20 protein-coding genes and 4 pseudogenes are annotated in these 25811 nt (G+C 37.7%); 16 read left to right on the top strand and 8 right to left on the bottom strand.

Annotated elements, in window-relative coordinates; all coding sequences use genetic code 11:
* Window positions 1–362 (top strand): annotated as a pseudogene (locus A9Y75_RS29945) (hypothetical protein); the annotation flags it as partial.
* A 571-nt stretch (window positions 363–933) separates the two neighbouring features.
* Window positions 934–1476: pseudogene (locus A9Y75_RS24830) on the top strand (chromosome segregation protein ParM); the annotation flags it as partial.
* Window positions 1477–1596: 120 nt separating this feature from the next.
* Here A9Y75_RS24830 and A9Y75_RS24825 read toward each other — a convergent pair.
* Window positions 1597–5118, bottom strand: coding sequence for a Tn3 family transposase (locus A9Y75_RS24825; protein WP_083389749.1), 3522 nt, complete (start codon window positions 5116–5118; stop codon window positions 1597–1599).
* A 112-nt stretch (window positions 5119–5230) separates the two neighbouring features.
* Window positions 5231–6124: a tyrosine-type recombinase/integrase gene (locus tag A9Y75_RS24820; protein ID WP_071192407.1), complete on the bottom strand. Its 894-nt coding sequence runs from the start codon at window positions 6122–6124 to the stop codon at window positions 5231–5233.
* An 82-nt stretch (window positions 6125–6206) separates the two neighbouring features.
* Here A9Y75_RS24820 and A9Y75_RS24815 point away from each other — a divergent pair, with 82 nt between their 5' ends.
* The 5 genes and pseudogenes from A9Y75_RS24815 to A9Y75_RS24795 form a co-directional block, all read left to right on the top strand.
* Window positions 6207–6665, top strand: a complete 459-nt coding sequence (locus tag A9Y75_RS24815; protein WP_071192405.1) for a helix-turn-helix domain-containing protein — start codon at window positions 6207–6209, stop codon at window positions 6663–6665.
* Between the two features lie 23 nt (window positions 6666–6688).
* Window positions 6689–7255: a plasmid pRiA4b ORF-3 family protein gene (locus tag A9Y75_RS24810; protein ID WP_071192403.1), complete on the top strand. Its 567-nt coding sequence runs from the start codon at window positions 6689–6691 to the stop codon at window positions 7253–7255.
* A 280-nt stretch (window positions 7256–7535) separates the two neighbouring features.
* On the top strand, window positions 7536–9194 hold the full coding sequence (locus tag A9Y75_RS24805) for an IS1182 family transposase (protein WP_071192401.1): 1659 nt from the start codon (window positions 7536–7538) through the stop codon (window positions 9192–9194).
* Window positions 9195–9298: 104 nt separating this feature from the next.
* Window positions 9299–9784 (top strand): hypothetical protein, encoded by a 486-nt coding sequence (locus A9Y75_RS24800; RefSeq protein WP_071192440.1) that lies wholly within the window; start codon window positions 9299–9301, stop codon window positions 9782–9784.
* Between the two features lie 83 nt (window positions 9785–9867).
* Window positions 9868–10428 (top strand): annotated as a pseudogene (locus A9Y75_RS24795) (chromosome segregation protein ParM); the annotation flags it as partial.
* Window positions 10429–10525: 97 nt separating this feature from the next.
* Here the strand turns inward: A9Y75_RS24795 and A9Y75_RS24790 are convergent.
* On the bottom strand, window positions 10526–10738 hold the full coding sequence (locus A9Y75_RS24790; RefSeq protein ID WP_071192400.1) for a hypothetical protein: 213 nt from the start codon (window positions 10736–10738) through the stop codon (window positions 10526–10528).
* Window positions 10739–11276: 538 nt separating this feature from the next.
* Between A9Y75_RS24790 and A9Y75_RS24785 the strand changes: the two genes are divergently transcribed.
* On the top strand, window positions 11277–12230 hold the full coding sequence (locus A9Y75_RS24785) for a hypothetical protein (RefSeq protein ID WP_071192399.1): 954 nt from the start codon (window positions 11277–11279) through the stop codon (window positions 12228–12230).
* Between the two features lie 77 nt (window positions 12231–12307).
* Window positions 12308–12529, top strand: a complete 222-nt coding sequence (locus tag A9Y75_RS24780; protein WP_071192397.1) for a hypothetical protein — start codon at window positions 12308–12310, stop codon at window positions 12527–12529.
* A gap of 231 nt (window positions 12530–12760) precedes the next feature.
* Here A9Y75_RS24780 and A9Y75_RS24775 read toward each other — a convergent pair whose 3' ends face one another.
* On the bottom strand, window positions 12761–13369 hold the full coding sequence (locus A9Y75_RS24775) for a phospholipase D-like domain-containing protein (RefSeq protein ID WP_071192395.1): 609 nt from the start codon (window positions 13367–13369) through the stop codon (window positions 12761–12763).
* A 128-nt stretch (window positions 13370–13497) separates the two neighbouring features.
* Window positions 13498–13887, bottom strand: coding sequence for a Nif11 family protein (locus A9Y75_RS24770; RefSeq protein WP_071192393.1), 390 nt, complete (start codon window positions 13885–13887; stop codon window positions 13498–13500).
* Between the two features lie 566 nt (window positions 13888–14453).
* Between A9Y75_RS24770 and A9Y75_RS28880 the strand changes: the two genes are divergently transcribed.
* Together A9Y75_RS28880 and A9Y75_RS24765 are read left to right on the top strand one after the other, a co-directional pair.
* Window positions 14454–14600 (top strand): hypothetical protein, encoded by a 147-nt coding sequence (locus A9Y75_RS28880; RefSeq protein ID WP_177176291.1) that lies wholly within the window; start codon window positions 14454–14456, stop codon window positions 14598–14600.
* An 11-nt stretch (window positions 14601–14611) separates the two neighbouring features.
* Complete coding sequence (locus A9Y75_RS24765; RefSeq protein WP_071192391.1) at window positions 14612–15175, top strand: hypothetical protein; 564 nt, start codon at window positions 14612–14614, stop codon at window positions 15173–15175.
* A 199-nt stretch (window positions 15176–15374) separates the two neighbouring features.
* On the opposite strand, the gene A9Y75_RS24760 is transcribed toward A9Y75_RS24765, so the two are convergent.
* On the bottom strand, window positions 15375–15620 hold the full coding sequence (locus A9Y75_RS24760; RefSeq protein ID WP_071192389.1) for a hypothetical protein: 246 nt from the start codon (window positions 15618–15620) through the stop codon (window positions 15375–15377).
* Window positions 15621–15687: 67 nt separating this feature from the next.
* Between A9Y75_RS24760 and A9Y75_RS24755 the strand changes: the two genes are divergently transcribed.
* From A9Y75_RS24755 to A9Y75_RS24740, 4 genes are all read left to right on the top strand, one after another.
* On the top strand, window positions 15688–16629 hold the full coding sequence (locus A9Y75_RS24755) for a tyrosine-type recombinase/integrase (protein ID WP_071192387.1): 942 nt from the start codon (window positions 15688–15690) through the stop codon (window positions 16627–16629).
* A 289-nt stretch (window positions 16630–16918) separates the two neighbouring features.
* Window positions 16919–17284 carry a hypothetical protein gene (locus A9Y75_RS24750; protein WP_143046502.1) on the top strand — a complete coding sequence of 122 codons (366 nt, stop codon included), beginning with the start codon at window positions 16919–16921 and terminating at the stop codon, window positions 17282–17284.
* A gap of 81 nt (window positions 17285–17365) precedes the next feature.
* Window positions 17366–19474, top strand: a complete 2109-nt coding sequence (locus tag A9Y75_RS24745; protein WP_071192383.1) for a dynamin family protein — start codon at window positions 17366–17368, stop codon at window positions 19472–19474.
* A gap of 20 nt (window positions 19475–19494) precedes the next feature.
* A complete protein-coding gene (locus tag A9Y75_RS24740; RefSeq protein ID WP_071192438.1) occupies window positions 19495–21489 on the top strand; it encodes a dynamin family protein in 1995 nt (664 codons plus the stop codon).
* Between the two features lie 309 nt (window positions 21490–21798).
* On the opposite strand, the gene A9Y75_RS24735 is transcribed toward A9Y75_RS24740, so the two are convergent.
* Window positions 21799–23898, bottom strand: a complete 2100-nt coding sequence (locus tag A9Y75_RS24735; RefSeq protein WP_071192381.1) for a dynamin family protein — start codon at window positions 23896–23898, stop codon at window positions 21799–21801.
* A gap of 546 nt (window positions 23899–24444) precedes the next feature.
* Between A9Y75_RS24735 and A9Y75_RS24730 the strand changes: the two genes are divergently transcribed.
* Window positions 24445–25011, top strand: coding sequence for a helix-turn-helix domain-containing protein (locus A9Y75_RS24730; protein ID WP_071192436.1), 567 nt, complete (start codon window positions 24445–24447; stop codon window positions 25009–25011).
* Between the two features lie 306 nt (window positions 25012–25317).
* On the opposite strand, the pseudogene A9Y75_RS24725 reads toward A9Y75_RS24730, so the two are convergent.
* Window positions 25318–25811 (bottom strand): annotated as a pseudogene (locus tag A9Y75_RS24725) (hypothetical protein); the annotation flags it as partial.

Raw genomic sequence — 25811 nt, 5'->3', positions numbered from 1 at the left:
CAGTAGCACCAGTTTTAGCTGTTGGTGGTGCTGGGCTTATGGCTGTTGAGTTTTTTAAAATTCTTGAAGACCATAAACAAGCTGTAAAAACTTATTATGAATCTTTAACTCAACAAGAATTAGAAAGATTACAAGCCATTGAAAACGAACTGGTTTATGAACACCAGAAAAATTTAGAATTTTTGGCAGAGGCAGAAGCAATTAATCAAGAAATTACAAATCGTCCAATTGCACCGGGAATAGAAGGGGCTATGCAACGGTTACGTGAATCAGTTGCTATTGCTCAATCTTTAGGACTTACATCAGCGGATAGTAAGTTATTACTTGATTCTCAACTTCCTTCCCTTCCCCCTCATTCCTAGATAATAAGTCAAAAATTCCATGATTTTTATACTACCTTTTGTATTCGGTGCGATAGGGGCAGCTGTTGGTGCTGTCGCAGGTGCTTTTACTGCTCATGCTGCTGGAGAAAAAGACAGACAAGCAGCCAAACATCACAGACAAGTTGCCAATGAATTAACGGATAAATACGCAAATTTAGAAAAAAAGTATCATGAATTTGCTGATGAAAGTAAAAAGCAGATTAAGAATTTAACTGCTCAGAACTTATTGAGTGAAATAGAAAAAGACTGTTTGCGGCTGGCAGTGCGATTACAGCAAAATGTTATTTACTTAATGTGGGAGATTGATAGAGAACCTACAGCAGAGACTTTAAACAGATTTCAAGCAGCGGTAGAACAAACTAATCAAGTTCTCAACCAATTAAAAGAGGAGTTAATCATTGTTCCTAATGATTACTATGAACGTCTTTTCAATACAATAGAAGCTGCTCAATCAAGTAAACAAATTAGTTCTGAAGAGGAAGAGGGAATTGGGAATGACGAGGAGGAACTTGATACAGATTCTAAGGAGCATGAAAATGATTCCATCAATATAAACAACTCAGCAGCAGTAACTTCCATCAACACTATAAGTCCTATTTCTGTTAGTTATAAAGAAATTCTCAGTGTTGATTTAGGTAGAACCAGCACAAAGACTTGTGTGAGCCGTGAACCTTATAATGTAGATTTTATACCTGCCAATGTAAAGCAAATTTCAATTGAGCAAATTCGTGGCTTGGTCTTTGAAGCTAAAGCCATAGATCCATTAATGGATTTGTGGATGGAATATCAAGATATTGGTTATCTTGTTGGTCAATTAGCAGCAGACTGTGGTGCAAATCTCGGTCTTGGTGAATCTAAAGTAGAGGATGCGCTAGTAAAAGTATTAGCTGCGGCTGGGTACTTTAAACTTAAAGATGAAATTGCTGTTGTACTAAGTCTACCTTTCTTCTCATTAGAGCAGTTTGAAAATGAAAAAGCGTATTTGACCAGGGTGCTAACTGGCCTCCATGTAATGATTTTTAGAGGTGAATTAGTATCCTTGAATATTACTAAGCTATGGGTAATGCCAAATGGCTATGGTAGTTTGCTGTGGTTAGTAACTCAACCTTATAGGCATAGATATAGCGAAGCTGTCACCAGGGGCAAGATAGGCTGAAACCCTTACTGTGAAGGGATTTGAGGATACAAATAAATCAATGTAACTTTTGAGACATTAAAATACAGTTTCAATCGGCAACCGTTCCTTCATATCCAAACGAAAAGTACCATAAGGATTGACATGAGCCCAAATCAAAGGGGAAAGCGCACGTAAATCCTCCGGCTTCATCAACCTCATCCATTGAGGTTGTGACAACACCTGCTGAATCATCAAAGTATTAACATACACCAAAGAAATTTGCAGTAAATGTAGAGACAACACCGCTAACTCTTGGTCTTCCAAGCGATTTGTCGCAATTTCCCCACCTTTCCCATAAAAAATAAAACTATTGGCACTATTCCAATTTTCCACAACATTTAATCCAGCATTTACCTCCTGTCGCAAATCAACAGAATGCAAATATTGACACAAAAATATAGTCTTAACAGCCTTACCTAATTCCGCCAAAGCTTGATAAGTAGGGTGCAATAAATTGCCCCTAGTAAAACGCTTCAAAATCGCATCCGTTTCCGCCATACCCAAACGTAAAGCAGTCGCATACTTCACCATTTGGTCATATTGTTGACGAATTAAATCCCAATTAATAGCACGAGTTAAAACAGGTTGCAAATTAGAATAAGCATCATTATTACCAGTTGAGGGACGATATAACTTCTGAACATTTATCCGTTTCAGACGCGGCATTAATTGAAAATTTAAGAGATGACAAAAAGCAAAAGCCACCTCACTTTGTCCGTGACTATCAACATAATTCTTCTCAACCTTCATCTCCGTACAGTGACGTAGCAACCCTTCAATCATCGCTGCCACCTCCGAAGAAGAACAAGTTTTCAACTGTGAATAAATACAAACAGAATTCTTCTCAACGTGCCAATAAATCATCACACCACGTCCACCATAGCGGATATGCCACTCAGTCATTAAATTTTGGTCCCAAGAGCCAAACTTTTTAGAATCAGAAGCACAAGCAGTAGTCCCCTCTCCCCAAATCTGTGGACTTCTAGCACGAAAAATAGCATTAGCAATACAAGCAATAGCATTACGTAACTGGTCTTTCTGAATAAAACGACGTTTCACATACAATAAATCATAATAATTATCATCTCCCATTTCATCACCTAAACGCTTTAATCCTGTATTCGTTCCCAAACCATATAAACAGAGCAACAAACGTCTTTGTAATGTTTCTGGTTCTAAAGTTTCCCTTGTAGATACACTTGTAAAAAATTGACTAAAATCAACCCGTAAATCAGTTTCTTTGAGAATATCTAAAAGACTAGTCATCCGCCAGCGACGGAGAATTTCAGTTTTTAACCGTGCCAAATTAGTAGGTTCAGTTTGTGGTTCTAGGGGAGAAACCGAAATTCGAGAGTTCCCCTTAGTTTTAATCTTCACCAATTTATTTTGAGGAAGTCCTTCATCCAACAACGTCAGTGCTTCGTGCATCTGCTGCTGTAAATTAGCAATAAATACTTCAACATCTGACGGTTGTTTCAACGCTTGAAAATATTCCGCTCTTTGTGCCTCAAAATCTCCAGGTAAATCCTCTTCTGGATTACGATAACGATTAGCTCCCACCACCCAAATTTCCTTGCATCGGAGTTTTTCTCTTAATGCTTGCAGGACACTTAATTCATAATTAATCCGATTAACTATGATTTCCCCATCTGCATTATTTTCTAAAATTATTTCTTGCCAACCACTCCGCAAAACTCCCTCAATGGGTATCTCTTCCCCAGCTTCATAATAACGCTGTTTACTATCTGCATATTTCTTCAGTAATTCTAAAGCTTGAATCACAGGACGATGAACTTCATTATTAGAGCGGAACTCTAACTCCTGCAAAATTAATGGTAAGATTCTGCGATAATATCTACCATAAGAAGCTCTCATCACCGTATAAACTTTTTCGCGGTAAGCATTCCCTGTAGATTTATATTCTTTCACCAAATTCTTGAGTGTTACCTCACTTACCACAGGGAAAATTACATCTTTGACTGTACCATCTGGTTGATTTAAAGATGCTTCTGCCATTTGATACAGGAGATTATTCTTGCCATGAACTCGTTTAAAATCATTCAACAGTTCTTTATCTATTCGTTTCTCTGCATTCGCTCCTATTCGATGTACAATTTGAATGAGAAGTTCGACTAAGTTATCTGTGACTTCTTGACTCCTAAGCCAACAAAAAGCTGCAATGAGAGTGTAACGAATAGCTTCTGGATGACGACGTAAATCACGAGGATGTTCAACAGCTACTCTGGCTTTGTAGATTTGGAGAACTTTGGTAGGAATTTTCGTAAATAAATCTGTGGGTAAATTTAATTGTCGAAAAATCTCTAATTTAGCTATTTCTTTTTGAAAGCTTTCTACACCTATTCTTCCAGGGTCGGTTTTTAAGTCAGTCCATGTAGAAGTTTCAGTTTTTGAAGTTGATGTACTGGTTTGTTCAGTAGATGTATTATTTAAATGTGGAGATGAGTCTACGTTTAATTCTGGGGATGATTCTGTTGTTTGTGCAAATGTTTCGGTCTCTAAATGTAAAGATGATTCTGTTTCTAATTGTTGAGATGAATCGGTTTTAAATTGTGCAGACGATTCTGCATCTAACTGTGAAGGTGATTCTGTTATTTCTGCTAATGGGTCTGTTTCTAATTGTTGAGATGAATCGGTTTTAAATTGTGCAGACGATTCTGCATCTAACTGTGAAGATGATTCTGTTATTTCTGCTAATAGTTCTGTCTCTAATTGTTGGGATGAATCGGTTTTGATTTGTGAAGATGAATCGGGTTTAAATTGTACAGACAATTCTACATCTAACTGTGAAGGTGATTCTGTTATGTTGGCTAATGATTCTGTTTCTAATTTTTGAGATGAATCGGGTTTAAATTGTGCAGACGATTCTGTATCTAATTGTGAAGATGATTCTGTTATATTGGCTGATAATTCTGTTTCTAATTTTTGAGATGAATCAGGTTTAAATTGTGCAGACGATTCTGCATCTAACTGTGAAGATGAATCAGATAACTTCAATAAATTGTCTATTTGTTCTTTAGATTTACTAGATAACTGTTCACATATCTGACGAAAAAAGTTTTCCTCAAAAGTCCGTAGTCCAGAACGAATAATCCGTTCTAATCTTAAAGCAGTTGGTGGTTCAATTTTTAGTTCACGTAAATGAGTTAATGCTGCTAATTTTAATTGTTCAAATTTTAGCTCATAAATTAGTGCTTGTTCAGTCAACCAATTAGCAAGTTCTCTGGCATCACTGACTTGAAATTGTCGAAATCCTAAATATTCTCTAATTTGAGCGCGATGATATTTTATGGAGCGTCCTTGCCAATCATAATCTTGGTATTTTTCTGGCTTGATATCTAAAAGTTTGGCTACATAATTAACGACGACAGCCGGAATTTCTGGTGGTTTTTCAGGAAATCTGGCACTAAAAACAAAAAATTTGAATAATAAAGCAAAACCTAAACGATTTTGGTCATTTTTCTGGGTTAATAACTCTAATTCGTTAGGTAGTAGTGTCCAATGTTCTACTAGTTCGGATGGTAGCCAGTTCTTTTTCATCAAGTCTCAGTTTGCAATTACAGAGTATTGCTTATACTCTGTATTAATTTGTAAATTCAAGCTTTCAGGCTCTAAATATATAGTTTTTTGAGCTAGTGTTTAACCTAGTTTGTTATGTATTTAAAGTCAAGATAGTTAAAGCTTTTTTGGCAACTTCTTCGGCTCTAGCACTGGTTACTTTCTGATAGCGCAAGGTTGTCTGGATGCTATTATGTCCCATTAAGGCACGAAGTTCTTCTATGCTCATTAATCCTACTCTTTCAGTGGCGAATGTATGCCGTAAGTCATGTAATCTCACATCTTTTAATTCTTCACAGCTAGAAGTAATTTTTACCCAATCTGCGTGTACTGCTTCGTAGCTGACTCTGGTGACAAGTTTTGAAAACTGCTGTTGGGCGGTGAATAGGGCGGGACTATTTGTATGTCGATAATACTTGATATACTTTTTGAGAGCTTCTTCTGTATCTTGGCTGTAATAGCACCAGCGTTGTTTATTTCCTTTGCCAATTACTTGAAATTTACGTTCTTCTTGATTGACATCGGATAATGATAGTCCTAGTAATTCACTAATTCTTGCTCCAGACCGATGTAGTAGGTGAACTATTGCTTCTAATCGTGAGTTTGATTTGACTAATTCGTACATGATTGATAGTTGAGATTGACTTAGATAGCGATTAATTTCATCTGTTTTATGTTCTCCTAGTTGACGTTGGGGTTGACGTAAAGGCAGTTGATTGATGGGGTTAAATTTAATGTGGCTTTCTGCAACTGCGAAGTTAAATAAGGCGTTGATAATTGATTGGTGACGATTATGAGTGCTGTATTTTAAGCCACTTAAGTTGTTGAGGTAATCAATGAGGATTTGTCGGGTGATTAATTCTATGGGCAGTCTCCCATATTCGGATAGCAATGGTAATAGGGTTATTTCATAAGTGCGTACTGTGCTAGTTGCTAAACTTTTTTTGGTTAAAAATGCTGTGGCTACTTGTGCTAATGTTACTGTCATTTTATGTCTCCTTTTTTTAGTAACATGAGCTTTTCGATTCTCTAATTATTGATTTGGATGGCATAATTGAAAATATACTTAAATGTATATTTTTTGGATTATGAGTCTCCCTTATCCTCAAGAATCGTTAGGTGAATATATTAGGAGATTGCGGACTGGTTGCGGGATGAGTCAGTTGGAACTGGCGACTAAGGCTGATGTTCACATTCAAAGTTTGGGGAAGATTGAGAGGGGTAAGACTACTAAGCTGAATCAGAAAACGATGCGTGGGTTGGCTTATGCTTTGCAAATTCCTTCTGAATATTTAGATTCGGTGGTTAAGCAGATTCCGATTCAGGATAATGCAGTTATCAAGTTTTGTCCCTGTTGCTGGTCTCCTGGAAGTCCACCGGAAGCGATGTGGACTCATATTCGCTCTCAGTATTGTTTTCTCTGTGGGACTAAGTTGCGTAATAATTGTGCTAATTGTCATGAACCAATCACTTCTTTGAAGTTTCGGTTTTGCCCTTACTGCGGTTCTCCGTATAAGACACAAATTTAATACTTAATATTCAGCAATCTACTATGGCAACGAAAAAGTCCGCAACTCATCCAACTCAAACTGTTTACCAACTCAAAATCACTCTCAAGGGTATTCGACCGCCAATTTGGAGAAGGGTACAGGTATTAAGTACGACTACTCTTCAACAATTACATCCAATTGTGCAAGAAGCGATGGGTTGGGATAACTATCATATGCATTCATGGACTATTGCTGGTCTTGATTACGGTCAATCTCAACCAGATTTTCGTGTGCGATCGGAGAACTCTGTCAAGCTAAGTCAGGTGGTTAACGGTGAGAAGTTTAAATTCTCCTATACTTACGATTTTGGGGATAGCTGGGAACACGAAATTTTGGTGGAAAAGGAGTTGCCATGTTCAATGGATACTAAATATCCTGTATGTATTACTGGGAAGCGTGCTTGTCCTCCTGAAGATTGTGGTGGTTCTTGGGGTTATGCTGAGTTGCTGGAAATCATGGCTGACCCATCACACCCAGAATATGAGGAGAGGATTGAGTGGGTGGGTGAAAGTTTTAATCCAGATGTTTTCGATGTCAATCAAGTGAATAAAATGTTGCAGGATTTGTAATAATATCTCAGTATTATTTTCAGAATTTTGGTAGGTCGCTCCGTAGGGTTTTTTTCTCAGGGGTAAACTATATGTTCGGCATTTGTACTTAATCGGAAACACGAGTTCTGAAACCCAGTCTTGGCAATACTTTCAGCCTATCTTGCCCCTGGTGACAGCTTCGCTGACACTGTTGGCGAAATATTTCTTCACAATTTTAGCAAGTAAGATTGCATGAAAATTCTAGTTGCTTTGGCAGCGATAGGATAATTAAATCCTGTTGAAAAAGTAATTTGCTACCATGTTGATACATCCCCAAAATATCCCTGATATACCTCAACAAACAGTAGAGGTGGCACGTGCATCGTTCCCAAAAGGAAATATTTACATGAACATTCGGGATAGTTTGGGAAGTATCTTTGACTCGGAAGCTTTTGCCGACCTATTTCCGCAAAAAGGTCAGCCAGCATATGCACCTTGGCGGTTAGCGTTGGTGTGCATAATGCAATTTATGGAGAATTTATCTGACAGACAGGCGGCCGATGCGGTACGCGGACATATTGACTGGAAGTATGTGTTGAGCCTCCCTTTAACCGACCCAGGCTTTGACTATTCCATCCTTTCGGAATTTAGGACGCGATTACTAGCAGGTGGCGCAGAGCAAAAACTACTGGATATATTGCTACATCGGTTAAGGGAATCTGGAACACTCAAAACACATCAACGACAGCGTACTGACTCAACTCATGTTTTAGCTGCAATCCGTACTCTGAATAGATTGGAAACATTGGGAGAAGGGATGCGTTTTGCGCTTGATAGTTTAGCAGTCGCAGCACCTGAGTGGTTGACGATAAATATTCAACCAGATTGGTTTGACCGCTATGGTCGTCGTGTAGAAAACTATCGTTTACCAAAGCTCGACTCTGAACGAGAAGCTCTAGGAAGCACAATTGGAGCAGATGGTTTGGCGCTATTAGACGCGATTTATGACCCAGCAGCACCACAGTGGTTACGTCAAATACCCGCAGTTGAAATCCTCCGTCAAATATGGGTACAGCAATTTTATACCCCTGAGCTAGATGGGTCAATAAAATGGCGTAGTGTTAAAGATATGCCACCATCCACAATTGCGATTCACTCACCTCATGATGTTGAAGCACATTATAGTTCTAAGCGTAGCGTTGATTGGGTCGGTTACAAAGTACACATGACTGAGATTTGTGATGAGGATAGTCCCCGTTTCATCACCAACGTCCACACGACATTATCCACAATCACTGATGAGCAAGCAATAGAACCGATTCATGAATCACTGGAAGAGAAATTGTTGTTACCAAAAGAACATCTTGTGGATTGCGGTTATCCCACTTCGGAAAATTTAGTAAGTAGCAAGACTAAATATGATGTAGAAATTATTGGTCCAGTGCGGTTAGATCCCAGTTGGCAAACAAAAGCACAACTTGGATTTGATAGCTCTAATTTTCAAATAGATTGGGATCATGAAAAAGTTACTTGTCCCCAAGGACACCAAAGTACAAAATGGTTAGCAGGACATGATATAAGTGGCAAACCTCTTATTCGTGTTCGGTTTAATGGTTCCATATGCAGAGCTTGTCCAGTACGTTCATCTTGCACTAAATCAAAAACCGAACCACGGGAGTTGAGTCTTCTACCAAAAGAGCAACAAATAGCACTCCAAGCTCGACGACAAGAGCAACAAACTCCTGAATGGAAAGCAACTTATACCCAACGTGCAGGTATAGAATCAACACACTCACAGGGTCTCAGGCGCTCAGGATTACGTCGCTCTCGTTACATTGGTTTAAAGAAAACTCACTTAATGCACGTTTTCATCGCTTGTGCGCTTAATTTAGTTCGACTGGACGCTTGGCTGGTGGGAATACCTCTTGCCCAGACTCGCTCGTCTCATTTTAAACAATTGCAACCTCAAGGTGCCTAAAAAATAAGCCCATGCAACTATACCATGTAATACACGGTTGACAAACACTGAAAATTTTTCTACTCTCACCGTGTATTACATGGTAATGATGCTCGATGAAAAAAATGAAAAGGGATATTCAAGGTAAATTTGCGATTAAAAACTCGGACTATCGTGAGGTGCGTTCTTTAAGACTGACAGATGATACCTGGAAGGCATTAGGTATCGCCTCCGAATGCTTGGGATTAACCAGGGCTGACTATCTAGAGGAAATAGTTACAAGTAATATTTTGCCATGTATTACACGGAAAATCTCAGAAACTACCACATCTAATGCACCACTTTTTTCTGACTCCTTACCAAGTATTACACGGTATGAGCAGGAGATAGAAAAGCTGAAAATCCAAGTACAGAATCTTCAGAAAGAAAATTTAGAGCTTCAGAAGCGGTCAGCCATTACCTTTGTGCATGACGTTATAGATTTTGAAGCAATACGCGAGCGCATTTTATTTGAATTGAAGTTGGGACGGCAAGCTTCAGGTTTTAAAACAGCACAGAAAGCACTTAATCAATTTATTCAGGAAATAAAACTTATGGTTGACAGTTTCTAACTAGTGTTAAAACTGCTACAAGAAGTTACCCATGATTTCTCAAAATTGATTGGTTTTTATCGTTTTTTAATGTGAAGAAATATTTCGCCAACAGTGTCTTCGCTATATCTACCCCTTATAAACTTATCTCAGATCCAGATTTTACGAAAATACCACTAGGAGTTGTTGATATTGGATATCAAACCATTGATATGATCATGGTTGATAACTTCCGCTTCTCCAGAGGTGCTTCTAATAGTGAAGACTTTGGAATGAGCCATTTTTATGAATTGGTGGCTAAGGAAATAGAAGGGGCTGATAGTCAATCTCTGGCGCTGATTTCTGCTGTGAATAAATCAAAGGGCGAACGTTTTTATCGTCCCAAGGGTGCAAGTAAACCCACCAATCTCGACGATTTTCTTCCCAATCTCACCGAAATGTTTTCACGAGAAATTTGTTCTCGTGTTTTAGCTTGGTTGCCAGAGCGTGTAACTGATGTGATTATTACAGGTGGTGGTGGTGAATTCTTTTGGCTAGATGTCCAACGTCTGCTCAAAGAAGCTAGAATTAATGCCTATTTAGCTGCACCTTCTAGACAAGCTAATGCTTTAGGACAGTATCTTTATGGAGAGGCGCAATTATCTGCTGTTCGCGCTGCTAGGTAATAAAGTAATACAGTTCAGTTAATATTTTTTGTAGCGTACAATGTGGCTCTAAAACCACTGTGTACAGTTCCCTTCAAGTTAAGAATATCACAAGAAACTAATTGGATTTATCAGAGTGATTGTCATCTTTTTGGTTCACTCTTTCTACGTGAGCGGCTTGGAAAAACAACTCAATTAGGGCAAATAAATGAATCCCTTGCGGATTCTGCTGCACCACGATAATAAATGCAGCAACCAGTCCCAAAATATAGCCAGTCCATTTTGATACCTGCGGAAAGACATCATTATGTCTTTTTTTGTTGATTTTCATGATTAAGCTGTTGTGTTTTGAGGTAAATTGAATCCTCTGCCAAGCTTATATACACAGCAATGTATAAAAGCAAAAACCCACAGAGTAATCAGCAGAAGCAACCTCTCCTTCGGTGAAAACCGAAAACTTCTACTGTTCTCTGTGGGACTCTAATATTGTGTCAACACTCTATTCGTTGACTGTATCTATTATAGCGCAACTGAATCAGGAAAACACAGAAAGTGAAATTTCGTTACCTTCACCGAAATGGAGAATATCCTAAAACACCGCTGCTGACTATAAAGTAGCAAATTTAAGAACCTCAGCAGAATAAGTGCCTTCATGCTTGACTTCCGAAACTGCAAACATCTGGATTCAATCCTCACTGCACACTCCCTTTTTTCTGTTGCATATTCGGACTGCATATTGGGAATAATAAAATATGTATATAGTTGTATGTATAAGTCAATAAATTACTTGTAATTAAAAATGCTTGCTAATCATACTTGTTAAAAGTAGACTAAATTTGTACTAAAACAATATTGAATAGGTGATTATTATGAGCAACCTTTATTTCGGTGAACGCGAAAAAGGACTAAAACCAAGAACTGAAAATGAAATTGATTCAAAAGTTTGGGGCGGTTTAGTAGTGCTTATCAATAGTTTGATTGAACAAGACTATTTTGGCAGTAAGTATCCCAAAATGTGTCCAGATAATGATGATGGTGTTCTCGGAACAAATGAGGATAATATGAAGTTAGATATCTTGGCTTTCTTTCCAGATATTAAGTTTCCTCTAGACGCATCAGATAGACTTTCAACTTTGACTATTCTCGAATTGTTAGAATTTTGTCATGAACGTATAGCCAAACCAATTCCAGGTTACTATCACAAATACTATGGCAAGCATCATCTAAGTTTTGATGTAGAAGCGGGTCAATTAGAATTTCGTTCCCAAGTTAATACAATATTTGCTAGAAACGGCATTGCTTTTGAGTTACAAGAAAATGGACAAATTACTCGTTTAGCTCCTCCTGTACTTAGTGATTACCTAAATCATGCTGTTTTTCAAACAGGTGATATTTATTTAGATTCCATGCTTGAAAAAGCAAGAAAAGAATATTTGAATCCTAATTTTCAAGCACGTCTAGAAGCATTGAAAGAACTTTGGGATGCTTGGGAACGGATAAAAACCTTAGAAGATCCAACTCCCAACAGTAAGCTCAAGTCTATAAAAATCCTTTTAGAAAAAGCATCTGATGAACCAAAGATGAGAGAACGTTTGAACATAGAAGCCCAGGAATTAACTGATATTGGTAACAATTTTATGATTCGGCACACAGAAAAGTACACAACCCCTATTACTTCCAGCGCGCACGCTGATTATTTGTTTCATCGACTGTTTGCTCTTATATATCTTCTGTTAGGTAATCGGATTGGTAAAAAACTGGAAGATACAAAGAACAAAGAAAGCACAAAAGCAAAACCTATGGAAGAAGAAATGCAGTTTTAGTCAGCCTCCCAATTAGAGACTATCTTGTCCTTTGGACTTCGGGACGGACTGAATACACTTAATATGTAAATAAAGCTATGAATATGTTAGCCAAAAATCTCGACCCGCTCAAATTAAAAGATATGACCCTTGAAGATGCTGAATTGTATATAAAAAATAATGTAATTGATAAATACGAAATACGCAGGCAGGAAGAGGGTGGTTATGTACAACTTACACCAAAAGAAAGTGATACCACTTTAATTATTTTGAGACATAAAAGGAATAGCAACATAGTGTATTGGGTGGAAGTCTACTAACACTACTAACCCCAATCAACCCCTTAACCTATATGCTTAAGGGGTTAATTTTGTGTCATATTTTACATAATGACTGAAAACGTCCGTAGAGCGATACTTTGCACTATCAAAAAATTAACAATTCAAATCTAGACAGACAAAGACTTTCAGCCTAAGCGTACAAATTTCCCGATTTGGTGCAGATGGGATGGGTGGTTAGTAAGACTTTGGATTGATTATCTGCTCTTACTTCTAGTAATCAGTATCATAAAAATAATTACTGTAGTAATCAGACATAGCACTGTTAAATTCATCAAGACAATCTTCTATCCAATATTCGTGACAAGTTTTTTCTCTAGTAATAATAACTGGTGTATTATCGTAATGTTCTATCAATTCTTGAATAATTTCGTTATCAGTTGTATAAATACCTATTTCTTTTACCTGACTTTTTGAACTTAAAAAATTATGACTACCTATCATTGCAAATTTATTATCGCAAACTAAATACTTTTCATGTGTCCCAATTAACTTTAATTTAAAGTATTTTTTATATTCAACCTCAAAAGTATAAATATCTTGTAAGCCGGTATATCTCTTCTTTGGATTTTGAATCAAATCATAAAATTCTGTTTCAGATAGGTTTGACGGTAAATTAGAAAAATCTAAATTGTATCCATAACCTATATCAATCCGTACACCACTATTTAATAAGTTTTCTATTTTTTCTACTATGTCTTCATCAATAACATATTTTTGTAACCAAGGACAAACCATAATTAATCTATCTTGTACTTGGCTTAGAGCTTGCTTAAAAACTTCTAGGCTTTCTTTTGCATCATATATTAGTTTGTAAGTCATGTTTTTCTAAAAGTTTTTAAATCAGTTAAAAATACGTTTCAAGTAGTCTTGTATCTAAGGGAAGTACAAATACAGGAGTAAGGGAGCGAAACTGCTCCCTTTTTTCTAATCAGAAATTACTTGGGCTGTTAAATTCTCTCAACTCCCAACGACTCAAGATATTTATCCCCAAGAAATCTTTCCAAGAATTCCCGGTACATATCCTCGTCTGTCAGGCTTTTAACATCCGGGGAGTAAACTCCCTCAATAGGAACATTTTTTCCACAATCTTTATACTTGTAGTACGTAGAAAGCGAATTGGCAGCATTAAGTATGCCTTGTTTAAATATTTCTCCATCTATATCGAAATTCTTTTCTTTGGCCAATCTGACAATTGCTGCTGTGGTAGCGCAATTCTTTAATTCTTCTTGGTATTCTTCAATTGCATTCACAGCAAAGTAAAAATCACGAATTTTATTTACTTTACGAATTTTGTTTACTTTTTCGATACTTTCACTGTTTTCGTTGTTTTTTATCATACTTGTTCCAGGTAACTGCTTACACCATAGCGATCACAAATACAGATAGCTGTGGAGGAAGCCGAACACAATAAGTAGAAATGACAGTAATAGGTATTGAGCCGAGATAGAAGTAAAAACCAAATATTGATGGTTTTCTACACTGCGGCTCATGGTTGGGTTTATGGTAAGAAGGGGATTTATTACACAGCAGACGCGGCGTTAAAAGTGGCTAGGGAATGGGTACAAATTTGATATCAAATCTGTCTTGTCTACCGAGTCACTGGACAAACTAAGATGGACAGTCAAGACACAGAATTTACCCCAAAACGTAAAAAATGAATAGATTTCAAATTTTTGCAATTTTGTCTTTGTCTGCGTTAGTGTGTGATTAGTCAGTCCTACTGACCAATATTTGAGACCCGTAGAAATAGCAGAATCCCTGTGTGATTCCATGCAGGTTGGTTTTTGCTGGTGTTACGGACTTTTGCTTATACACATATAAGCTATTGAAATAATTTAACTTAATTTAACTGAACAGGATAATAGTGAATAGCAACAAGCTTAACTACAAATCCATTGTACTTATGATAAAAGTTACACTAGAATATTTTAACCTCGCTACTCCCATAGATGGCTGGGTTGATGGACTAATACAAGGTAGACGCGGGTTATGGGTTTCTCACCTCTTCTGTTTTATTGTTGAAAACACTAAGTTTGTAATAGCTCTATAAACAATATATATATGACTAACATAGGTAGTTATGTTGTACCTGTGACAACAGTAACCAAAATACCCACAAAAGCTATTTTAGAACCTGCTCAAAAAAAAGATATGCCTGTTTCAGGAGAGTGGGAATTTGCATGGCAAGAACTTTGGGACAAAACCGATTTTGAAAATCAGGATATTGTTAAGATTACCTATGACGGAATTCTTTCAGGATTAATCAGATTTGCTGTTTACTCTACTGAAGATGGAATCCCTTACCTTCTAGAAGTTCTACATCTGGAGTGTTTGCCTCAGAACAAACGTTCAATAGAACCATTAGGTAGATGGTTACTATGGTATGTAGTGCAAATTGGCTTAACGTTGTCTACCGTTGCTGAAAATGATCCCTTAATTCAACTTGACTCTGTTGAAGACGCTATAGAATACTATAGAGATGTAGTCAAAATGGAACCACTAGGCTGGGTTACTATCGCTCCAGGAGAAGATGGTTATGCCTTTCAATTTACGCGCAAGTGTGCGAAAGTTTTCTGTCAAACGCAAACAAACTGTTACGGATATCCCACGAAAATTAAATCCTGAGCAGGTTAGAGTTGGTTACAAAACTGAAATGAGTCACAAAGAGCGTCAACAATGGCTCAAAACTAGAACCTATTCACAGAATAAACCTGTTCATACTTTATAAGTATCCTGAGTTTTAAGTGAACAATAATCCATAAAAAAGTCGCTTTGATAATAAAGCGACTTTTTTATGAGTAGGGATTTTATAGATTTGCCATTACTAATCTTGCTTAGTTTCTACCCGTATTGATTCAGGTGTAGAGATGTCGTCATACTTCACTACTACGTCTCCACTTGGTTGGCCGTCATAACGGTTTTTCCAGACATCTCCACCCACAGATGCGATCGCCCCATTGCACCCCTTTATTGATATCAAACGCTGATAACTAACCTTATCTGCGATTTGGGGATTTCTTAGGCCACAACCGCTACCGATATCAGGGATGTGAGGATTTCCTAGTTTCAATGCTTAAATAAAAGAATAAACCCTACCGCAAGGCAGGGTTCTGTACGCATTTTTTTGTTATATCTCTATGTTAACTCGATATCAGCAAGAGGTAACAACCTCGAAGATGGCTGATGTTGCCAATACTGCCCAGCTTGTGGCTCTTTGGTTGGCAACTAAACGCAGTAAGGAGTCTCACCGTGCTTATGAGACTGATGTGCGCTGTTTTATCGGTTTTCTGTTGCAGGAATCACCGGAGACGGTAAGGTTGAATGATGTTGATATGCGTTCTGTGACGATCAATGATGTCCAGGCTTTTGCAGATTTCCTGGAAACGCATTCCACACCGAAGACGGGTAAACCTTTGTCTCCTGCAAGTCGGGCGAGAAGAATTGCTGCTATTAAAAGTCTGTTGAGTTATGGGTGCAAAATTAAGTATCTCCAGTTTAATGCGGCGGCGGATACTTTGTTACCTAAACCGAAGGATACCTTAGCAGAACGCATACTTTCGGAGACGGAGGTGATGACGATGGTGGCGTTAACTCAAAATGTGCGCGATAAGTGCTTGATTCAATTTCTCTATTATACTGGGGCTAGGGTGGGGGAAGTAGCTTTGTTACGTTGGTCTGATATCCGCCCAAATCGGGATGAACAAGGACAGGTGACTTTGTTTGGGAAGGGGGATAAGTCGCGGACTGTGTTGATTCCTAAGAAGTTATATTCGGCTTTGTTATCTTTGCGTTCTCCTGATGATACTCCTAACTCTGCGGTGTTTAAAAGTAGGAAGGGGGGTGAACCTTTGAAGCCAAGGCATATTTGGGAAATTGTAGCGGAGGCGGGACAGAAGGCTCTTATTCAGGGAAAGGTGAGTCCACACTGGTTAAGGCATTCCCATGCTTCTCATAGTTTGGATAGGGGTGCGCCTGTACAGTTGGTGCAGCAGACGTTGGGGCATACTTCTTTACAGACTACGAGTAGGTATGCCCACGCGAAGCCTAGTGATAGTAGTGGTCTTTACTTGCCGGGGTAGAGTAGCCATGTTTTGTCTGAACTGAAGTTAGGTAAGCAAGCTACTGGGTATAAAATTGCTCAGAAGGTTCTCAATTGGTTCTTTTTTGCAGAAAAATCAAATTTTTAGATTTTTTTTAGATTTTATTCAGCTTATTTACTATCGTAAATCTACGGATACTGCTAAAATTTTCTTATAAATGTTGTTCTAATTTTTGAATAAGTAAAATTCATATATCTGGCAGTTAATGCTCGTATTACATATGCTAAAAAAGCACAAAACTAGTGCTTATACACAGTATAAGCGCAAAATGTCTGATCAGAAAATACCAGAGCAGATAGAGGTTCTTCTGAGATGTGACCAACAACTGCTATTTATCCAAGACGTGCTTCAAAGATCAGAAATTTCTAACTCATTACAGTGTGAACTCCAAGAGCAAATGCGATCGCAATGGCAAAAGCATGAAAACAAACGACAAAAAATCCAGCAAGAAAAGATTCCAAATTTAGCTGAATTTACCACAGAACAATATGCGATTTGTGACAGGCATCTGCGAGACTCCATTTCAATATACATATCAAAAATAGCCCATTGTATAGATTCTCATAGAGAAAGAGTCAGCCAAAAAATACGTACTGAACTCTTTAGTGTCACAAGTGAAGATGCACTCAAATAAGTTATTCAGTCTCAAACTGAAAAGCTTCTCAAGGAGTATCAAGATCAGCTTCAGAAAGATTTACAACCTTTAACCCAGATAATGTTTAACTTACCCCAAAATACAGTTATGTTTGATGATATTTTTTCATCTCTTCAGAAAACAACAAATGACTTCATGACAGGCATTGAAGAAAATGAACTAGAAGAAATTGAAGGCAACCTATCTCCCCTAGTTCTAAATACCAATATGAATGAAAAAAATGCAAAGATTAATCTAAATAAAATCAAGACTGATGTACAACCTGAAGTTTCAAATTTTTCTTCAACAACAAGCTTACAAAATCAAGGTAATAACACATCAATAATAGATAATTCTGCTGTACAGCTAGAGTCAATTAATTTAGAAATATCAGGTAATAACGAGCAAAGTAGTAGACAACAAGAAGAAGTATCTCAATTATTGTCACATTATCCTGCAAAAACAATGATTAACCTAGAAGAACATATCGAATCTTGGATTGAAAGTTGTTTGAAATTAGCCGAAACTATATCCTGCCAGGAAATCATTACTGCATTAACTGAGCTTGATGTTCGATGGGAGTTTCCTGGTTTTCGTTTAGCTTTTGTTGGTGAGTTCAGTCGTGGTAAAAGTACCTTAATTAACCGCTTACTAGAGCGAGATATACTTCCTATAGGAGCTAAACCTACTACTGGTAATTTAATTTCAATAGTTGCAGGAGTCACAGAAAAAATGGAAGTTCGGACTCCCGAACAAGGATGGGTTGTAAGACCAATAGAGGAATCATCCTGGAGTGATTTGTTAGTTGACGAAGAAGAGAAAGATGACCAGGAACAATTAACTCAAGTTCGTTTGACTGTAAATCATCCGTGGTTACGAACTATTGATGTGGAATTAATAGACACACCAGGAGCAGGAGATTTGAACAGTAGGCGTACTGCTCTACTTTGCGATTTGCTAAGTCAGTGCGATGCTGCCGTTATTTTAGTTAGTGCAACACTTCCCTTTAGCATCACAGAAGCTACCTTTTTAGAACAGGAAGTATTAGGTCGTCATATTCCTAATGTCCTCATAGCTGTCTCAAAACTGGATACAGTACCTCAAAGCCAGAAAGTGGAATTACTGGAAGTAATTCGTGAGCGCGTCATCGAGGTTTCGACAGAAGTTCCGATTATGTCAATACACTCGCTAAATGCTGATGTATCTGAAGTTGATGCACTCGCAAGAGTCAGAAGCCAGATTGAGTTAATGGTAGAGAAAGGAGAACGTAGAATTTGGCGCAGTAGAAAAGTTGCAGGACAGTTAGTAGATTATCTCAGTCAGATGATTGATCTGAGTCAAGCAGCAATTAAGTCTGTTCAAATGAACATTGCCGAAAAAGAACAAGCTCTGATTCAAGCACAACAAGAAAGAGCAAATACAGAGCTTTATTGGGAAGATATTCGCTTACATCTAGATCAGCGTCGGCTACAACATACTCAAAATTTAAGACAAAAAGTTCTGCAAAGCAAACAGGAACTCTTGGAAGTCTACTCTTTTGAATTAAAGAAAGCGAAAGATTTAAAAAATTGGTGGGAGCGAGATTTACCTTTTCAACTACGACGTGAACTGCTAATTTTAGGCAACCAATTAAGTGAAGAAATTCTCAATGAACTTTCCCAAGATTTTGAATGGATGCAGAATGAAGTGGCTCAAAAATTTTCTCGACAACTTGTTCGCAACAGTTTAGATTCGTCAGCAACTGTGAATTTTGATATTCATTTGAGCCAGTTGGAATTAACAGATATACGACATTATGCCCTGCTCACAGGATTAGCAAGCAGTGCAACTACAATTTGCGGCTTTCTTTTTGGAGGACCTACAGGAGCAGTAATCAGCACTGTTGCTTGGGTTCTCAGTGATCAATTCATTCATGAGAAAACAGATGACCAAAAGCGACTCTTGTCAGAAGAATTAGTTATTAATTTGGAGCGAATAGCTGATGATTACTGTAATCGCTTGTCAGCACGTCTGAAGGAACTTTACAACCAATTGATTAAAGAAACAAAAGCAGAACAAAAAGTTTGGCAATCTGCATGGGAGTCTACTTTGAGAAAAAGTGCTGATACAGAAGATATGACTCACTACGCTCAGTTAGTTGAGAAAGCATCTACTCTCAAAAAAGAAATTCATACAGCACTGTCTCACTAAATTATTCATAAAGGATGATTATGAACCAAGCTATTTATCAACAATATGAAGCTTTTCAAGAAAAGCGTAAAACGTTTGTATCCCTAATTCGAGAAATTCAGGGAGTGCTAAATGCTTTAGATATGACTGATGTAGAAAATACAGTCAAGCAATTAGAAACTTTAGTGTTGTCAGACAGTTTTAAGGTGTTGGTAATTGGTGAATTTAAGCGTGGTAAAAGTACATTTATTAATGCCATGCTTGGAGATGAGATTTTACCTGCCTATGCTAGACCATGTACTGCTATTATCAACGAAGTCAAATGGGGAGAAGACAGACGGGTTTTACTTCATTATGCCAAGACTGAAGATGGTCAACAATTGCCGCCTCAAGAAGTTGCTGTAGAGCAACTGGAAGAGTACGTTGTTATTCAAGACGATGTAAGTGAATTGCATGGCAATCGTTACGATAGAGTAGAACTTTTTTGGCCATTAAATCTTTGTAAGAACGGAGTAGAAATTATTGACTCTCCAGGATTGAATGAGCATGATATTAGACAAAAAGTTACTATGGACTATTTGTCTCGTGTTGATGCTATTTTGTTCATCCTCTCTTGTGAAGCATTAGCCTCAAAGTCAGAATTGGATGTCATTGACAATATCCTGAAACCAACAGGACATGAAGATATCTTTTTTATCTGCAACCGCTTTAATATGATTCGCGCTAAAGAGCAGGAAGATGTGAAAAAATATGGCATTTCGCGATTAGCTTCTAGAACTAAACGTGGTGCTGAACGAGTATTTTTCATCAGTGCGCTGGACGCTTTAGAGGGACAGATAGAAAACGACCAAGAAAGAATTGTAAAGTCTGGCATGGTACAAGTTGAGCAAGAATTAGAAAAATTCTTGGCTAATGAAAGAGGAAAAATTAAAATCCTTCGTCCGGCACGGGAAGTACAAGCTGCAATTTATGCAGCACGCCGAACCATTCCTGAAAGAGAGTCTATGTTAAAGATTAACTTGAAGACTTTAGAAGCAAGACTTGAAGGTGCTAAAGAGCCTTTACTTCGTCTAGAAACAGAACAAAAGCAAATATTTAACCGGATCAATAATTTTTGTGATGATCTCAGAATAACAGTGAGTACAGAGGGGTGTAGTTTTTACCGGAGCCTGCCTGAGAAAGTTAATGAATGGATTAAAAAACTTGATACGAAAGATTCTGTGAACTTAATGTCTTTTGAAGGTGCAAAACCACAAATTGAAAGATTAGTTCAAGAAGTTGTTACTTACCTTTCAGGTCAGATTGAAAATGAATTTTTGGCATGGCAAAGTAATACACTCCAACCAATTATTAGTCAACGTTTAGAAATTCTGTTGCAAGAATTAGATGAGCGAGCCGAAAGTTTTGTTGGCAAAATTGATGATATCAAGTTTCATATTTCAGGTAACTTTGTGACTGCTGATGATGTGGGTCATAGAAAAGTCGGTGCTTTAGAGCGTGTATTGTCTGCTGCTGGTGGGTTGGTTCTAGGAGGAATTTTCTTAGGTGGGGGTATGGCTGCTATAGGTGCTACTTTTGGCTATCAAGAAATGCTCAAGAGTATTATTCCCCAATTAGTTCTTGGCCTCGGAACATTTATTTTGGTTGGATTTAATCCTTGGGTTTTATTTCCGATTATGGCTGGAGGAGGTCTAGTTCAAGGTTTGATAACCTCTAAAGCTACTACTAATAAAGTCAAAGAAGAAGTAGGTAAGAGATTTGCGGCTTTGCTTCGTGATACAGCTCAACAACGTGGTAATGAAGTGGCTGATGCAGTTTTAGTCAAAGTACGTGAGATTCAGGAGGCTGTAGATCAGGGCCTAGGAAAAGAGATTCAGAGTGTTAGCGAGCAGGTCAATTCAATTGTTGCTGAAAAACAAAAAGGTCAAGCCAATGTTGATCAAAAACTGCGACAGCTAGATTCTCTCAGAAGAGAAATAGATGTAATTGACGCTGAGTTAGATGCTCTGATAGTTGACATTGCAATGCCTAGTTAGTAGTTCAACAACTCAAAATTGATGTGTGGATGAGGAACGCATGGGAGTAGAGGAGCGGCTTATAGAAGTCTTGTTCCTCTATTCCTTTCTTTCTTCTGCCTTCTGCCCTCTGACTTGAAAATCAAATTTCGCTTTACTTCTTAATCGCGTGTTTATAATTAGCTGTTTATACTACTTATTATACTTGTAGCTGTACTACAAATTGAAGTGCGGAATGTGGGTTAAACTATCCATAAACCAGTGTTGATAATTGCCCAAAAATATCATCAACCATAATTATCTCCTGGTAATTCATTATCATTATTGGCATTAAAATTTAGATATTTCAAGAGATTTAATTCTCGTATTAATTTCTAGTAAATCAGCTTGAATATCTAGTTGTAGTCTATTCAAACGTTCTTTTTCCTCCTTTTGCTCTTGTTGCATACTATTAACAATTGTTTGATATGTAATAACATAAGTATCAATATGACTATTCAACTGATTTTTCATTTGTTGAGAATAGGTTATCAAAGATTGTTCCACAGTTGTTTTTGCTGCTCTAAAATAATCATTAGTTTTGGGTTGTAGTTCATTCCAAGAGCGATTTTGTAGTTCACTTAATGATGGACCGAATAAGCTACCAAAAATACCTCCTAATACAGCACCAACAACTGTTCCCACACCTGGCAAAATTAATGTTCCCAGTGCTGCTCCTGCTCCTGCTCCTACATTTCTACCTGATTTATCTCCTGCTTCTTTACCAATTTCAGAAGCTACAGACATGACACTAGAACTGCTAATTTCTATATTTTCTTGTGTAGCTTGTATCCTAGTCAAATTAGTATTGCTTGACAGTGCTTTTAATTTACTATACTCTTGGGAAAATTTGTGATCAAAGTGTTTTTTTACTTGACTAAAAGAAGTATTTAATTCTCTAGTAGCACTGCTTAAACTTGTATCCAGAGTAGAACGAGCGTTATTAAAAACTGGTGAAATTCGATTTTCTAGGAGATTTTTTAGCTCATCCTTATTTTGTGTGGCAAAAATCATTCCTCGAATTTGTGATTCTATATTCTCTTGACAATCACTCATGATTTTTTCTACTTTAGATTTGGCGACATTAGTAGCATTTTCAATCATGCTTGCACATTCTCCATATTGCTCTGATGTAAATGATGGTAAATCTCTAATAACTTGACGTTCAATTGCTTCTTGTTTTCTTCTAAACTGTTCTTGTTGACTTTGAAGATGAGATTCTGATTGACGAAAAACTTGTGTTAGTAATCTACTTACACTTTCTGCTATGGCAATTTCTCTACAACTCATCAGATGTTCATACAATCTTTTTTCTAAATCTAGAAATTTATCATGCCAAGGTTTCTGTTTATCGTCAATTTCTTCTTTTGGATTTAACATATCCAAAACTATTTGTGGAGCAGCCTCTATCATTAAGAAGTTGTCTATTTTAAAATTTTCTTTCAGTCTTTTTTCAATATCTTTAATTAATCTAGCTTGCTCTTTTTGTCGAATAGTATCCATTTTACTAATAACAAATACACAACGATGAATATATTGATAAATAGATCCAGATAGAAAGCTAATTAATGTAGTTGAAAGAGGTTGTCCCGCAGGTATAATAATTACAGCAGCATCAGCTTCCGTTTCTATAACTTTTTTCGTTATTTTACCGTGTTCTTCATTTTCTGCATTAGTTCCAGGAGTATCTATAATCACAATTCCGCTTTTGAGAAAATTCGCTGGATGGTAAATTTTTACACTATCTAAAGCTCTGGCAAGTTCTTCTTCAGAAGTTACCATCTGCACAAATTGATGCGGTGAAATTCCCATTTCTATAACTTCTTGTGAGGTAACTAATTTACTAGGAATTGGTAGATTTTTAGTAGTAGGTTTATTTTTTAATGCTTGATTTATACCTGTTGTAATAGCTATAACTATTGGTAGTAATAAAAAACCTAGAAAAACAGCAGATATGCTAGATAACCAAATCATCAAAGGTATCCAAAATATCAAACTTGGAAACCAAGCAATTTTTATTTTTGGGGTAGTTTTTTGAGAAAGTTCTATAGGTTTTTTAATAAACTGTTTTGGTCTTGTATGTTTAAATAAAGCCTGAACTTTAAAACTCATTCCATAACTAATTTTCGTATCTATAGCTGTAGCTACTAATGCAGAAGTTTTTAGCAAATCATCCCTAAGTAAAGCATTAATGAAGGTACTTTTTCCACTGGAAAATTCACCAATTACTGCTAAATATAAATTAGGATCAGCACGACGTTTTTTAATCTTTTGTAGCTGTTGAGATAATTCCTGTCTAGCAGAATTAGTAATACTCGGCTTTTGCAGTATTTTCTCTAAAAATTGAATATGCTGATCAATTCTGTTGAAATATTCGGGTGCTGGTGTCATACTTCTAACCCTGAGTTAGATATGTGTCAAGTTATAATAAGAACTGGTTAACCATAGTTGTTTTAAACAATACATGATAAATCACCAATCTTGTAATGCTTACCCCTTTTCTGCCACTTTCCGAAATAAACAAGCAGTAAATACAGTAAATTATTCAGAGGAATAAAAGGGGTTGAAGCCATTCATAGCAATAATTAGTAGTAACACTGTCATATACAACCCTACTATACAATATTTATTTCGGATCTTTAGGTGTATTTATCACATTAGGAATATTTAACAATAAAACTTGATAACACGAGTCTACACTTGTGCCATAACGTTTACTCAGAGCTTGTGAACGAGCATTTTTCAGGAACGGTTAGATTCTCGCCAAATACCGCCAAGTTAAATCTCGCCAAGGGGATACGGTTAAGCTGCGACTTCTGAGGGGGTGCAGTAGTACCTCCAGAGTTGTATCTTTCTGAATTGACCGCAAATTTTTATAACTTCGCCAAATATCGCCAAGGGGATGTGTTAGTATTTGGCGAGATTGGCGAGGTTTCTATGAACAAGCAAGAAGCAGCAGATTTTCTAGGTGTGAGTGTCCGGGCGCTGGAGCGTTATGTGCAGCAGGGACGGATTAGCGTGAAGTATGAGAAGGGCAAAACCCGTCCTACTGCCAACTTTGAACAAGCTGAACTGGAAGCTTTTCGAGAGGAGTTAAATCAACCAACTGTTAAACCAGCTTTTGAATCACGCCAAACTGCGACAGATGAAACTCGTCAAATATCGTCAGAGAGTGAATATCGCCAAATAGCGACAGAGCAACAGCAGGAGACAGGTATTGCAGTCCAAACACCTGGCGAGATTACGGAATTTGGCGGGATTGCCACAGTTGATAAACTGGCCTCCATCATTGAGGGATTACTGAGCCAAGATAATAATCAGTCAAAGGTTGCGATTTCTGATAAGCTGCTGCTGACGATGGCAGAAGCACAAGCTTTAACTGGTTTGTCTAGGGAATTTCTCAAGGATGCGATCGCTTCCGGTGAACTAAAAGCTAAGTTAATTGGCAAGGGGTGGCGGATCAAGCGCAGTGACTTAAATGAGTACATTGACAAGCTATTCTGATTCTCGCCAAATAGCGACAGCTTAAACCTCGCCAATAGCATAGAGCAAGCATCAGCGTTGACAGCAGTGGCGAGATTTGGCTTGTTAACCAACAGCTTGACCTGGGATGGGAAGAAATGGGAGGAATTTTGCGATTGCCTCCGGCACTGGTGATCGCTACAGCTACAGTTACACCAGTACCGATAGCGTAGCGTGGTGTAAGCCGTTATGCGATTGCGCTCCGCGCAGTGCCGGAGGCGATTGTGCTTTGCACACTGCCGGAGGCAATCGCACCCCTTAATCCGTCGTGCATTTGTCTGGGAATTGTCAGCTAATCTTCCCAAACACGACAGAATCGAACTCAGCCCCACAAATTTTGGCAGTTTTTTCTTGGCCTTTATACATCCAACGAACTTCACAGGATAAAACGTAGTAGATACCAGTAGATGCACATTGTCCATATTCAATAGCTGTGATTTTGGCGTTTACTTTCCAGTTTTTCTCTTCATGTCGTTCCGTTGGGTAGCATCTGATACTATCTCCTACTTGGTAGGGTAACTCTGGTACATCTGTACCCGCACCACCCGCACCTGTACCCGCACCACAAAAGCCTTGATTTTCCGGCATTCCCGCAGCACCCACAGCACTTTCGACAACCTTTTCTTCTGTGACATTTTTTGCGGGTTCGTTTGTGAATTCTTGAACTATGGGTTGGTTAACTGGGTGAGTATTTATGCTTGGTTGATCTTCCATTTTTTCCCATGTCAATTCTTGAACTATGGGTTGGTTGACTGGGTGAGTATTTATGCTTGGTTGATCTT

Origin of the sequence: Trichormus sp. NMC-1 (assembly GCF_001858025.1) — a bacterium.
Taxonomy (GTDB): Bacteria; Cyanobacteriota; Cyanobacteriia; order Cyanobacteriales; family Nostocaceae; genus Anabaena.
The sequence above is the reverse complement of the archived record's forward strand: the minus strand, read 5'-3'. Positions and strand labels throughout refer to the sequence as shown.